10 protein-coding genes are annotated in these 12,911 nt (G+C 38.7%); 7 read left to right on the top strand and 3 right to left on the bottom strand.

Annotation, left to right across the window (positions count from 1 at the left end; all coding sequences use genetic code 11):
* The 3 genes from KBP46_RS04410 to KBP46_RS04400 all read left to right on the top strand — a co-directional run bounded on the left by KBP46_RS04410 (nt 1) and on the right by KBP46_RS04400 (nt 5,841).
* Nucleotides 1–1,188 (top strand): efflux RND transporter periplasmic adaptor subunit, encoded by a 1,188-nt coding sequence (locus tag KBP46_RS04410; protein WP_062670040.1) that lies wholly within the window; start codon nt 1–3, stop codon nt 1,186–1,188.
* Nucleotides 1,188–4,334 carry an efflux RND transporter permease subunit gene (locus KBP46_RS04405; RefSeq protein ID WP_062670038.1) on the top strand — a complete coding sequence of 1,049 codons (3,147 nt, stop codon included), beginning with the start codon at nt 1,188–1,190 and terminating at the stop codon, nt 4,332–4,334. Before KBP46_RS04410 ends, KBP46_RS04405 begins: the two co-directional genes overlap by 1 nt.
* Before the next feature lie 91 nt (nt 4,335–4,425).
* On the top strand, nt 4,426–5,841 hold the full coding sequence (locus KBP46_RS04400; protein WP_216444742.1) for an efflux transporter outer membrane subunit: 1,416 nt from the start codon (nt 4,426–4,428) through the stop codon (nt 5,839–5,841).
* An 88-nt stretch (nt 5,842–5,929) separates the two neighbouring features.
* Here KBP46_RS04400 and KBP46_RS04395 read toward each other — a convergent pair whose 3' ends face one another.
* On the bottom strand, nt 5,930–6,910 hold the full coding sequence (locus tag KBP46_RS04395) for a BtrH N-terminal domain-containing protein (protein WP_216444741.1): 981 nt from the start codon (nt 6,908–6,910) through the stop codon (nt 5,930–5,932).
* A gap of 160 nt (nt 6,911–7,070) precedes the next feature.
* Here KBP46_RS04395 and KBP46_RS04390 point away from each other — a divergent pair, with 160 nt between their 5' ends.
* Nucleotides 7,071–7,559: a GNAT family N-acetyltransferase gene (locus KBP46_RS04390; protein WP_216444740.1), complete on the top strand. Its 489-nt coding sequence runs from the start codon at nt 7,071–7,073 to the stop codon at nt 7,557–7,559.
* A gap of 2 nt (nt 7,560–7,561) precedes the next feature.
* The gene (locus KBP46_RS04385) at nt 7,562–8,044 is read left to right on the top strand and encodes a MarR family winged helix-turn-helix transcriptional regulator (RefSeq protein ID WP_062670029.1); all 483 of its coding nucleotides are present in this window, start codon (nt 7,562–7,564) and stop codon (nt 8,042–8,044) included.
* 1 nt (nt 8,045) lies between these two features.
* Here the strand turns inward: KBP46_RS04385 and KBP46_RS04380 are convergent, their stop codons facing one another.
* Nucleotides 8,046–8,675, bottom strand: coding sequence for a hypothetical protein (locus KBP46_RS04380; protein ID WP_120230955.1), 630 nt, complete (start codon nt 8,673–8,675; stop codon nt 8,046–8,048).
* 168 nt (nt 8,676–8,843) lie between these two features.
* On the opposite strand from KBP46_RS04380, the gene KBP46_RS04375 reads away from it, so the two are divergent.
* The gene (locus KBP46_RS04375) at nt 8,844–9,425 is read left to right on the top strand and encodes a YdeI family protein (RefSeq protein ID WP_216444739.1); all 582 of its coding nucleotides are present in this window, start codon (nt 8,844–8,846) and stop codon (nt 9,423–9,425) included.
* A 101-nt stretch (nt 9,426–9,526) separates the two neighbouring features.
* Here KBP46_RS04375 and KBP46_RS04370 read toward each other — a convergent pair whose 3' ends face one another.
* Entirely contained in the window at nt 9,527–12,136 is a 2,610-nt protein-coding gene (locus KBP46_RS04370; RefSeq protein WP_062670024.1) for a TonB-dependent receptor, read from the bottom strand.
* 374 nt (nt 12,137–12,510) lie between these two features.
* Between KBP46_RS04370 and KBP46_RS04365 the strand changes: the two genes are divergently transcribed.
* Entirely contained in the window at nt 12,511–12,906 is a 396-nt protein-coding gene (locus KBP46_RS04365; protein WP_216444738.1) for a low affinity iron permease family protein, read from the top strand.
* Nucleotides 12,907–12,911: the final 5 nt, after the last annotated feature.

Raw genomic sequence — 12,911 nt, 5'->3', positions numbered from 1 at the left:
ATGAATAATAAGCTAGTTATACTTTCCATTGCAGCGCTTTCACTGACTGCCTGCAAAAAAGAAGCTCCGAAACAGGATGGTGCCAAGCCATATCCTGTTATCTCAGTGGAGTCAAAAAATATAGTGGGTTATCAGACGTTTCCGGCTACCATCCAGGGTAGGGTAAACAATGATGTACGTGCAAAGATACAAGGGTATATTACCCAGGTATTGGTAGATGAAGGACAATATGTTACCAAAGGACAGCCTTTGTTCCGTCTGGAAACCAATATCCTGAACGAAAATGCAGCAGCTTCCAAAGCAGGAATTGGTGCAGCGGCATCCAGTGTTGCGGCGGCTCAGGCTTCTGTAAATGCAGCTCAGGTTGAAGTAAACAAACTAAAACCTCTTGTTCAGAAAAATATCATCAGCAACGTACAGTTACAGACTGCCCAGGCTCAGTTGGCTCAGGCTCAGGCACAGTTACAGCAGGCCAATGCAGCCAAAAGACAGGCTGAAGCCAATTATAAAGGGGTGGAAGCCAACATCGAATATTCTATCATTCGTGCTCCTATTTCTGGAGTGATCGGAAGACTGCCATTGAAAGTAGGAAGTTTGGTAGGGCCGTCTGACCAGACTCCTCTGACAACGATTTCTGATACCTCTGAGATCTACGCTTACTTTGCGATGAATGAAAAGGAATATTTTGATTTCCTTGAAAAATCTCCGGGCGCATCGATGCCTGAAAAAATTAAAAACTTACCTATGGTGGAACTTCAGTTGGCCAATGGAAGTCTTTATCCTGAAAAAGGGAGAATTGAAGCCATTACCGGTCAGATTGATCCTACAACCGGAACTATCCAGTTTAGAGTTGCTTTCTCGAATGCTCAGAAATTATTAAGTAATGGGAACAGTGGAACCATCAGATTCCCTCAGCATTATGATAATGTTCTTGTTGTCCCTGAAAGTGCTACTTATGAGCAACAAGGTATCGTTTACGTATACAAAGTAGAAAAGGGAGATACTGCCAGAAACGTTGTTGTGAATGTTATCGACAGAATCGACAATATGGCTCTTATCAAATCAGGAGTTAATAAAGGTGAAAGAGTTATTGCAGCTGGTATCGGAGGTCTGAAACCGGGAACAGCCGTGAAACCGCAGCCAATTAAAATGGATAGTCTTGTTCAATCAATAAAACCGAAATTCTAATGATAAAAAACTTTATTAACAGACCGGTTTTATCCACCGTAATCTCAATCCTGATTGTGATTCTCGGTGTGCTGGGACTGATCTCGTTACCGGTTACACAGTATCCGGACATTGCACCGCCTACGGTGAGTGTTTCCGCAAACTATACGGGAGCCAATGCCGAGACGGTAATGAAAAGTGTAGTAGTACCTTTGGAAGAACAGATCAATGGGGTGGAAGGTATGGATTATATCACTTCCAGTGCCGGAAACGACGGTTCTGCCCAGATCCAGGTTTTCTTCAAACAGGGAATAGATCCGGATATTGCAGCGGTAAACGTACAGAACCGTGTAGCGAGAGCTACGCCGCTGTTACCTGCCGAAGTAACGCGTTCAGGGGTAGTAACCCAGAAGCAGCAGACCAGTGCCCTGATGTATATGTCCTTCTATTCTGAAAATAAAGACCTGGATGACGTATACCTTCAGAACTTTTTGAATATCAATATTATTCCTAACCTGAAAAGGGTAAATGGTGTTGGAGATGCGAACGTTTTCGGTGGTAAAAACTACTCGATGAGAATCTGGCTTGATCCTGCAAAAATGGCTGCCTACAGTGTAACTCCTACCGACGTTACCAATGCCATCAATGAGCAGAGTAGAGAAGCAGCAGCGGGTTCTATCGGCCAGAACAGCGGTAGTTCTTTTGAGTATATCATCAAATACGTAGGGAAATTCAACGATAAGGAACAGTACGATAATATCATCATCAAATCTTTGGCAAACGGACAAAACCTGATGCTGAAAGACGTTGCCAAAGTGGAACTGGCAGGACAGTCTTACACAGGAATCGGGGAGAACGGGAACAATCCTTCCATCAGTATGGGGATCTTCCAGACTCCGGGATCCAACGCACAGGAGATTATTAAAAATATCAAAGCCTATCTGAAATCGGCTGAAGGAACTTTCCCGCAGGGAATCAAGTATACTTTCAACTTCGATACCAATGAATTCCTGGAAGCTTCTATTGAAAAGGTAGTTCATACCCTTATCGAAGCCTTCATTCTGGTATTTATTGTAGTATATATTTTCCTTCAGGACTTCAGATCTACGCTGATCCCGGCTATCGCGGTTCCGGTATCTATTGTGGGGGCATTCTTCTTCCTGAATTTATTCGGATATTCATTAAACCTCTTAACCTTATTTGCATTGGTACTGGCGATTGGTATTGTAGTGGATGATGCCATCGTCGTCGTCGAGGCCGTTCACGCCAAGATGGAGCATGGTATTTCCGATGCTAAAAAAGCAACAGTAGAGGCGATGGATGAGATTACGGGAGCTATTATCTCGATTACTTTGGTAATGGCAGCGGTATTTATTCCAGTGACGTTTATTACAGGTCCTACTGGGGTATTCTACCAACAGTTTGGTATTACGCTGATTATAGCCATCATCATTTCTGCGATTAACGCATTAACGTTGAGTCCGGTTTTATGTTCATTATTCTTAAAACCTCACGAAGCGCATCATGCAGAATATAAAAATCTGAACCTGTTACAAAAGTTTTTCTATAAGTTTAATATTGCTTTTAAAACAACTACTGAGCGTTACGGAAGAGGATTTGTATTCCTGTTGAGACATAAATGGGTAACCCTGATAATTTTCGCTGTTACCGGAGGTATTCTGTTCTGGGCAAGCAGCAGCATGAAGAAAGGGTTTGTACCTACAGAAGACAGAGGGATTATCTTTACCGATGTTCAGCTTCCTCCGGGAGCTTCTATGGAAAGAACTTACAACGCATTGAAAACTCTTCAGGCTAAGGCATTGAAAGTTCCGGGCGTACAGAACGTAACGATCTCGACAGGTAGAGGATTCTTATCCGGGAACGGAAGTAACAACGGTCTTGCCTTTGTGAAACTGAAACCATTCGAAGAAAGAAAAAAAGACGGACAGACTTCTGAAGATATCACTAAAAAATTATTTGGAATCGTAGGATCTGTTCCTGATGCTAAAGTCGTATTCTTCCAGCCGCCAAGTGTACCGGGATTTGGTAACAGTGCAGGTTTTGAAATGGTATTGCTTGATAAATCAGGCGGAGAATATGCTGATCTGGATGCTAAAACCAATGAATTCATCGGTAAGCTGATGCAGAGACCGGAAATTCAGTTTGCACAGACTTCATTCAATACCAAATATCCTCAGTACCAGATGGAAATTAATGTTCCTCTGAGTAAGCAGCTTGGGGTTTCTGTAAACGAGATTCTGGCTACGATGCAGGGGTATATCGGAGGTATTTATACTGCAGACTTTACTAAGTATGGAAAGCAGTTCAGAGTGATGGTTCAGGCTCTTCCTGAAAACAGAAAGAATATTGAAAATCTGAATCAGCTTTATGTGAGAACAGGATCAGGGATTATGACGCCGATCTCACAGTTTGTAACATTGACAAAAGCATACGGACCACAATCCGTAAGCCGTTACAACCTCTTTACTTCAGTGAAGGTAACGGGAGCGAACTCTGACGGATACAGTTCCGGGGATGCAATTGCCGCAGTACAGCAGGTAGCGGATGAAACCCTTAATCAAAACTATGCCGTAGAATTTACCGGGTTAACGAGAGAAGAATTAAATTCAGGATCTCAAACGCTTTTGATTTTCGGACTGAGTTTGATCTTCGTTTACTTTATCCTTTCTGCACAGTATGAAAGTTATATCCTTCCGCTGATCGTCATTATTTCTCTTCCTCTTGGGGTAATGGGAGCTTATTTCGGCCAGAAGATCATGGGACTTGAAAATAATATTTACTTCCAGATTGCCCTGATCATGCTCGTGGGATTGCTCGCGAAGAATGCAATCCTTATTGTGGAATTTGCTGTTCAGAGAAGGCATCATGGAGAAACCATTGTAATGTCAGCCATCAATGCAGCGAAAGCCAGAGTGAGACCTATTCTGATGACATCATTCGCCTTTATTTTCGGTTTATTGCCGTTAGTGCTGGCAAGTGGAATTGGAGCAGTAGGTAACAGATCTATCGCTACGGGTGCGGCCATCGGACTATTGATAGGAACTGTTTTGGGATTATTTGTAATTCCGGTTCTGTATGTGATTTTTGAAACACTACAGGAAAAAATTAAACCTATCAAAAAAGAAGATATCAATTTAGCAGAGTAAAATTAAGATTTAAGAAATTAGAAGTTAGCAATTAGAGATAAGTCTAGAAACTAACTTCTAACTTCTAAACTCTAACTTCTAATTAAAAATAATGAAGAGTTTATTAAACATCATAAAAGGAATCACTTTTTCAGTTTTCATACTCGGAGCCATTTCATCCTGTATGGCAAGAAAAGAATATGAAAGACCGAAGAATGTTGTAGACGAAAAGCTGTTCCGTACAGATATGCTTCCTTCGGACAGTACGAATATTGCAGATATTTCCTGGAAAGAGATATTCACTGATCCGATATTGCAGGGGCATATTTCTAAGGCACTGGAGAACAATCTTGATATCAGAATTGCTTTGGAAAGTATTAATTCTGCGGAAGCGTATCTTAAACAGAGTAAAGCAGCGTATCAGCCGACACTTTCTATCGGACCCAACTATACCTTTCAAACTCAGTCTATCAATACACAGTTTGGACAGATCATCGGATCAAGACGTTATGTGAACCAGTTTGACATTACGGCAAGTATCGGATGGGAAGCTGATATCTGGGGTAAATTGAAGGCACAGGAGAAAGCACAGCTGACCACTTATTTAGGAACTGTTGCAGCACATAAAGCGGTTAAAAGTAGTTTGGTGTCTTCCATTGCTTCTGCATATTATCAATTGTTGACATTTGATGCACAGAAGAGAATTATTACGGAAACCATTGCGGTAAGAGAGAAAAACCTTGAAGCTACTAAGGCTTTAAAAACTTCCGGAACAGTTACTGAAGTAGCAGTACAGCAAAGTGAGGCTCTGGTTTTCAATGCCAAATCATTACTGATTGATATTGATACACAGATACAGTTGCTGGAAAATACCATGAGTCTTTTGATGGGAGAACCTTCTCACGCTATCGAAAGATCTACATTGGAAGGGCAAAAGCTTCCCATCGATTTGAAATTAGGTTATCCTACTCAACTTCTGGCCAACCGTCCGGATGTTATGAGAGCGGAATATAATTTAATGAATGCTTTTGAGTTGACCAATGCTGCCAAAGCTCAGTTTTATCCAACTTTAAAACTGACAGGAAGCGGAGGTGTACAATCAGTAGATATTGATCACCTGTTTAGTGTGAACTCTTTATTTGCCAATGTAGTTGCAGGACTGGCTCAGCCGATTTTAAATAAGAGACAGATTCAGACCAACTATGACGTAAGTCTTGCCAATAAAGAAACTGCCTATTTAAACTTCAGAAAAACAGTTTTGACTGCCGGGAAAGAAGTTTCGGATGCTATCAGGGTTTTCTCTGTTCAGGATTCATTCATTGAATTGAAACAAAAAGAGCTGGATGCCTACAAAAAATCGGTTGACTATTCCCAGGAATTAGTGAACTATGGTATGGCGAACTATCTTGAAGTATTGAATGCAAGTGTGAATTCATTGAATGCAGAACTTAACATTTCCAATGCAAGATACAGTAAAATGAAAGCAGCCGTAGAGCTTTATCAGGCTTTAGGCGGAGGCTGGAAATAACTGTTTTCAGCAATGTAATATCATAAAAACGTATGTCATGAATGGCATACGTTTTTTATTTCAAACTTAAAGAGTTTGCAAAAAATAGCTAGAGTGTTGCCAATATTTCCATCGCTTTTTTCTCTTTTTCAGATATCGTTTTTAAAATATCCGAAGCCTGTTGAATATATTTTATTTCCTTTGTCTGGCTCACTTTTTCAAACAGCTGAGATACATTTGTCCAGAGTCCGGCAATTTCAGTGAAGGCTTCATAGCCTGTGTTCAGCGGATCAAGTTGAATCAGTTCATAACTTTCTTTCAAAAAATCACGGTATAAATTCCTGAACAGTGCACCTCCGGTTCCTGCTTTTTCCATTAGTAAAGCCGCTTGCTTAAATTCTCCTTCAATATCTTTACTTGTATTGAACCATTTGATAATTTCAGCACTTGTTTTTAAAATCCCTTTGTAAGAAATATTGGTAATGGGTGGATTCAGATATTCAGATGCATTATTTTTGATCGCAGTAATGATGACTTTTTTCAGATCAAATTTTCTGTCTTTATTCCTGAGGGTATAATACAGATTTTTAGAAGCCATCGGACCTTTTTCAGAACGGGCCATAGCCAGACTTTTTAAAGATGTTTGTACTTGTCCGCCTTGTTGTCTGGTATCAATCAGAAAAGCATTTTCATCATCATAACCATAAATAGCAGCATAATGTCCGGCAAAATGGAAAGGATTTGAGAAATATTCAAGATGATAGCAATCCATTTTCAATCCTACTGCCTGTCCGTCATTGAGAAGTTCTTTAACCTTATCCCAGGCCTTTTGTTGTGAAGAAGTTTTCTTTACGGTTAATTCCAGATTCAGATTTCTGGCTAAATTTTGAGTGAGCAGATCAGGTTTTATCCGTCCTCCTATGAAAGGAAAGTCCATCGTTTTCATATTCCAATAAATAAAACCGAGACCTTCACCCAACCCGAAAAGCACGGGTTCGGAAAGTTCAATTCCAATGTGTTGTAATAATGTTCCTGTGGCAGTAGTTTCACAATGTTGTCCGCTAAAAGGCTTCAGGTTTTCTATTTTCATTTTGGCGTGGGTTATTAATTTTTGGGCAAAGAAAATTACATAAATATCGTTATATATAAATTCCCTTTTTTGAAATTTAGTGTTAAAATCTTTTAAAAAGTAGAATTGATTTGCATATATGTATTCAACTACGTAGTTTTGTACTTTAAAATGTGACACTATGAAATTAGAGATACAATCCATAGGGAATTCCTATTCAGAACAGGCTATTGATTTGATTTTGACGATCCAGCAAAAAGAGTTTAATATTCCGATTACTATAGAAGATCAGCCTGATCTTTTGCAGATAGAAAGTTTTTACATGGAAGCCGGAGGTAACTTTTGGGGTGCTTTTGTAGATAATCAGCTGGTAGGTTCTATAGCATTGGTTAAATTTGATGAAAAGGCAGGAGCCATCAGAAAAATGTTTGTTAAAAAGGAATTCAGAGGAAAAGAACTGAATATTGCGCAAGAATTACTGGAAGTTTTAATTTCTTTCTGCCGCGAAAACAGAATTGATGATTTATATTTGGGAACCATAACGGTACTGAAAGCAGCCCAGCGTTTCTATGAAAGGAATCTTTTTGTAAAGATTGAAAAAAGCGATCTTCCCGCGAAGTTTCCTCTAATGAGTGCCGATGATGTTTTTTACCACTTAAATCTTGACTGAATATGAATGTAATCAACGAAGCAGGAATTCTTGCCATATCCACCAGACTGCACCGCCTAAGCGAACAATTGAGGAAAGACGGAGCACTCATCTATAAAGCATTCGGAATTGATTTTGAACTGAAGTGGTTTCCGGTTATTTTCACCATTTATAAAAAAGAAATGGCAAGTGTTGTTGAAATAGCCAATGAAATAGGATATACCCATCCATCCACCATAACACTGCTCAAAGAACTTGAAAAGCAGGAGTTGATCCAATGGGAAAAAGATAAACAGGACGAGCGCAAAAGGCTTTTTAAACTCACTTCAAAAGGGCAGGAGCTCATTGAAAAAATGAAACCCGTTTGGGAACTGATGTCCCAGATTTTAGGTGATATTGCAGACAATAAAAATAATCTGCTGACTGCCATTGATGAAGCCGAAGAGAAAATTGCCAATCAGTCCTTTTATCAGAGAGCACTGCAGGTGAAGAACTCGAAAAAATAATTTATTCTATTATGATGTCAAGTGGATCTCTGACAGGCATGATACTTTTTAAATATTCTTTATCTTCTGCAGTTAGCTCGTCTATGCCCAGTGCAATATCTTCCCACGCTTTTCCGTCGTGCCGTGTAAGGGCAAATTCAATGGATTGAATTTTAGGCTTTTTATTAAGACCCAATATTCTTAAATCTATTCTTTGTCCTTCTTTTATTTTACCTTCTTCAATTTTTCCTATTAAGAAAAAATTTCTTCCTGTAATCTGAAATGTATTATTGAGCTTAAAGTGAGCAACAGTTAAATGATGCCAGTGATATCCACAATATCTGCATTGCTTAGCATGTGGAGTACGGGCGAGTTTGTGGCATTCAGGACAATTGTTGAAAAAAACTTTTTCGGGAGTTTCTGCCATTATCCGGGTCACAACATTTTGTTCAAAAGTTTGATATCCATGTTCTAATAGTTGTATAACTTCAGGATCAGAATTTATCCAGCCTCGTTCTATCATTAGATTTCTCATATGTACACTTTCAGAACTCTTCAAAGTATACATATGATGATTCAGTGCTAATGATTCATCCTTTGTCATTAATTTGCTAAAGTATCTAATAATATAATCTATAGTTTCTCTGTCCATATTCGATTGATAAGGTAGAATATTTTTAATGATTTATTTTGACTAATTTATCATTTATTTCTTTAATAGGCTTATATTATGGGATGTCATAATTAATTATTTGAAATTTTAATACTGACAAACTATTGTCACTAAAGTATTTTAATTTTACAGTAATAAAAAAAAGCTATGCGTAAAATTGCAGAGAAACAGACCTTTCATGTCAGGACAAAGACAGAATGGCGGCAATGGCTTGAAGAGAATCATCATATAGAACAGTCTGTATGGCTTATTTGCAATACCACAAAATCAAATTTGCCCATTGTTCAGTGGACGGATCTGGTAGATGAAGCCCTTTGTTTTGGTTGGATTGACAGTACAAGGAAGACAATTGATGAAGGTTCGTTTATGCAGCTATTCAGCAGACGGAAACCGAAAAGTACCTGGTCAAAAATTAATAAGGATAAGGTTCAGAAACTGATCGAAAATAAGCTGATGACAAAAGCAGGATTTGAAACTATCCGAATTGCAAAAGAGAATGGTTCTTGGAATATTTTGGATTCTGTAGAAGATCTTACTATTCCTGAAGATCTGAATGAAACATTTAAACTACATGAAGGTTCCGAAACCTATTTTCTAAGTTTAAGCAAATCCATGAAAAAAATGCTGCTGCAATGGATTGTGTTGGCCAAAAGACCCGAAACCAGAAAAAACCGTATTGACGAAATCGCAAAACAAGCTGCTCAACATAAGAAACCTAAAAATTTTTAAGCTGTAAAAGATAGAACCTTATTTTTAATGCTTATGATGAAAATAGGCTGTCCCATTTTTGGGACAGCCTATTCAATTGATTCATTATTGAAATATATTACTTAGAATCTCAAAGTGGCTGCAACTGACCAGGTTCTTCCAAAACCAAGGAATCCTGTATTACCGTCTGCAACTCCCTGGTACACTCTTCCAGCTTCCTGATACGTTTTTCCTGCATCCGGACCATTCGCAATTTTATCACCTGCGAAGATATTGGAGCTTAATTCAGAAATATAATATTTGTTGAATAAGTTGTAAACGTTCGCTCTCAATGTTAAAGACTTTTTCGCATCCAATGTAAACTTGTAAGAAGCCCCTACATCAAATAAATGATAGCTTGGCAATTTTACAATTCCTTTTTCTCTTGCGGCTTCCGTAAGGAAGTTGATCGGGTTGAACTGAGCATAAAGCTTGTCATAATATTCCCAGTTGGCATCGATACTGAAAGCTTTGGTGATATTATAATCTGCACCGATGCTTGCAGTTGTTTGAGCAGCATCTCCAACCTTCAGGTCTTTGATATTGATGGTTCCGGTTGCACCAGCTATTTCCTGGTTGTTCTGAACATCAAGGATGTTGAAGTTAGCATTTCCTTTATATTTCCAGTTACCCATTGATACCATTCCTCTTAATCTTAGATTCGTAAAAGGTCTGGCTTTTGCTTCCAATTCGATTCCTTGGTGGAGCTGACCTACGTTCAGAGCATTGTAGAAATATGCACTTCCAAGGTTAAGCTGAGGGAATTTAGCAACATCTGCCGCTGTAGCATTGAATGTTCTTGAGATAAATCTGTCATCCCACTGCGTTCTGTAAGCATTGATGTTCACATCTATATAACGCGATTTGAAACCATATCCTAATTCCACAGAGAAGATTCTTTCATTCTTAGCATCATTATAGATATTCTGGTTGGACGGGAATAATGCATTGAATAAAGGCTGTCTTGAGATAACTCCTGTATTGAAAAATACATTGTGGTGGTCGTCAATATTATAGTTGGCACCTCCTTTTACAATATAACCTGTTTTATGATACCATTTTGTCTCCTGATTTCCAGGAGTATATAGCATATAGTCTCTTCTCTTGTAATATTGCTCGGAAACAGATCCCTGGACAGATGCACTTAGCTTCTCAGAACTGTACTCCACCATTCCATAAATACCAGCCCATTTTACCAAACCTTCATTATGGATAGATACTTTCTGAGCATCTTTAAGCTTGGTAAGCGGTTCTGGTTTTACCGTTTGATTGATATAATATCCTTTTGGAGCATTTGCTGTACCAGGAACAAATACAGCATCAGATCCCAACATATCCGTTACAATATCATATAGAGCTCCTTTGTAAGTTTTAAGATCAATCCCTCCGTTGAAAGTCCAGTTATTTTTTTTGTAATTAAGGTCTGCGATTACTCCATACCAGTCGTGAGCATTGATGCTTTGCTTTCTCACAATACCAGTGGTTCCGTTCAGAGTAGATACATATTGTCCATTATAGTCGCCAGGAGAGCCTGCAGGAGCAGTAAAAGTAGATTTCTGGAAGCTATTTCCATTATAATCCGTTACCATACCGCCTCTGTTATAACGATAAATCATATCCCAGTTGATTGTACCGTCACCACCTGCTCCATAATTCATGAAGTTCATAGTTTGTCCGGCTGCGTTTTTGATAGAACCGTTAAGTCCGGTACCACCGCCACCGCGTCCCCATGAACCATAAAGAACTGTGGATAATTTAAGATTGTCATTCATTGTCCAGTCCCAGTTCAATGATGCGATAGGCTTGTGATAGAAGTTAGGAGCAAGGTTGAATTGAGAACCATTCAACATTCCTGTCTGTGGGTTGTATCTTCTTCCGTAAGTTTCAAACTGTTGCAATGTTGCCACATTGGCTCCGGTTGCAGAAGATCTTCTTGTATCGTGTACCTGAGGAGCTCCGGTAGCGATTAAGTTGAAAGCATGCTTTTCATTAGGTTTAAATCCTGTAGAGAAAAACCATGAGTAACCTTCTCCTTTTGTTCCATTGATGTATCCGTCACCTTGCCAACGGGAAAGCAATACAGTTGTTCCCCATTTGTTTTTTAATCCGGAAGAATACATAGCAGATATTCTGGAGTAGTTGTCATTTCCAACTTCTCCTTTCACCATTGCTTTCTGTTCAGAATCGGTAGCTTTGGTAACAATATTGATGGTTCCTCCCACGGAAGGAACAACAAATTTAGATGCTCCCAAACCTCTTTGAATCTGAATATTGCTCGCAATGTCAGCCAAACCGGTCCAGTTGGACCAGTAAACGGTACCTCCCTGCATATCATTCACAGGCTGTCCGTTGATGATCACAGCAATGTTAGCTCCGTCAAAACCTCTCATGTTGATTCTGCTGTCTCCGAAACCACCACCTACTTTGGTCACGTAAACGGATGGAGTAGACTTCATAATTTCAGGGAATTCTCTGTTTCCCAGTTTCTCCTGAATTTCTGCAGCCTTAATGTTGGAAACCGCAACAGGTGTTTTTCTCTCTTTGGCTGTTTGGGAAAGGTTTCTACCCACCAACATAACCTCATCAATAGATTTGGATTTCTCTAAAGAATCCTTCGTACTCTGCCCATAATAGATGGCGGCCGTAGGTAATACAAGCGCTATAATTAGTCGCTTTTTAAAAGTAATGCTCATGAAATAAACTAGCGTGTTTGATTTTTAAGGCTGCAAAGATGGATAATTATTTTTTAATTAAGTATTAAATCTTAACGAAGTGATTTTATTCAGTTTTTGGAATATGCTTTATTTCTCTCTTTTTTGAATATGTTAACTATTCCACATCTTTCGTTTACAATTTGTTATAAAAGAGATTGATCAAAAAAATGGCTTGTTTTTAACGGGTAAAAATAATTATGCGGTTCTCCACATTTTTAAACAAAACTCAATATTGTTGGAAAGTATACTATAATAATAGCTAAGTCATAAAAGGCATAGGTGACTTGAGTCATAATTTTTATACTGTTGTTTTGATAACTTGTATTACCATTTTATTCAAAATCGTGTTATTTATGAAAAAAAAATTTTTTGAAAGGTTTTCAGATCGTGTTGTCTGTATAACCGGAAGTCCGGGTGCTTTTATTACAGCAAGTTTACTGGTTATTGTCTGGGCTGTATGTGGACCTCTTTTCAATTATTCTGAAACCTGGCAGCTTGTTATCAATACGGGAACCACAATTGTAACTTTCCTAATGGTATTTCTGATTCAGAAAACTCAGAATAAAGACTCTAAGGCTATTCAGATAAAACTCAACGAATTGATAGCCTCCTATGAAAAAGCCAGTAACAGACTGGTGGATATTGAAGATCTGACGGAAGAAGAGCTGGACAAGCTTCACAAATATTATGAGAAACTTGGACAACTATCCCAAGAAAAAGAACATTCACAGGATCCCGTGCAACAATAGTCTTA

Origin of the sequence: Chryseobacterium sp. PCH239, assembly GCF_018924625.1 — a bacterium.
Taxonomy (GTDB): Bacteria; Bacteroidota; Bacteroidia; order Flavobacteriales; family Weeksellaceae; genus Chryseobacterium; species Chryseobacterium cucumeris.
This window is presented reverse-complemented; position numbering and strand designations above follow the sequence as displayed.

What these genes read in the sequence shown, in the direction of transcription:
- KBP46_RS04410 (WP_062670040.1), top strand. Translation starts at nt 1, where the DNA reads ATGAATAATAAGCTAGTTATACTTTCCATTGCAGCGCTTTCACTGACT.
- KBP46_RS04405 (WP_062670038.1), top strand. Translation starts at nt 1,188, where the DNA reads ATGATAAAAAACTTTATTAACAGACCGGTTTTATCCACCGTAATCTCA.
- KBP46_RS04400 (WP_216444742.1), top strand. Translation starts at nt 4,426, where the DNA reads ATGAAGAGTTTATTAAACATCATAAAAGGAATCACTTTTTCAGTTTTC.
- KBP46_RS04395 (WP_216444741.1), bottom strand. Translation starts at nt 6,910, where the DNA reads ATGAAAATAGAAAACCTGAAGCCTTTTAGCGGACAACATTGTGAAACT.
- KBP46_RS04390 (WP_216444740.1), top strand. Translation starts at nt 7,071, where the DNA reads ATGAAATTAGAGATACAATCCATAGGGAATTCCTATTCAGAACAGGCT.
- KBP46_RS04385 (WP_062670029.1), top strand. Translation starts at nt 7,562, where the DNA reads ATGAATGTAATCAACGAAGCAGGAATTCTTGCCATATCCACCAGACTG.
- KBP46_RS04380 (WP_120230955.1), bottom strand. Translation starts at nt 8,675, where the DNA reads ATGGACAGAGAAACTATAGATTATATTATTAGATACTTTAGCAAATTA.
- KBP46_RS04375 (WP_216444739.1), top strand. Translation starts at nt 8,844, where the DNA reads ATGCGTAAAATTGCAGAGAAACAGACCTTTCATGTCAGGACAAAGACA.
- KBP46_RS04370 (WP_062670024.1), bottom strand. Translation starts at nt 12,136, where the DNA reads ATGAGCATTACTTTTAAAAAGCGACTAATTATAGCGCTTGTATTACCT.
- KBP46_RS04365 (WP_216444738.1), top strand. Translation starts at nt 12,511, where the DNA reads ATGAAAAAAAAATTTTTTGAAAGGTTTTCAGATCGTGTTGTCTGTATA.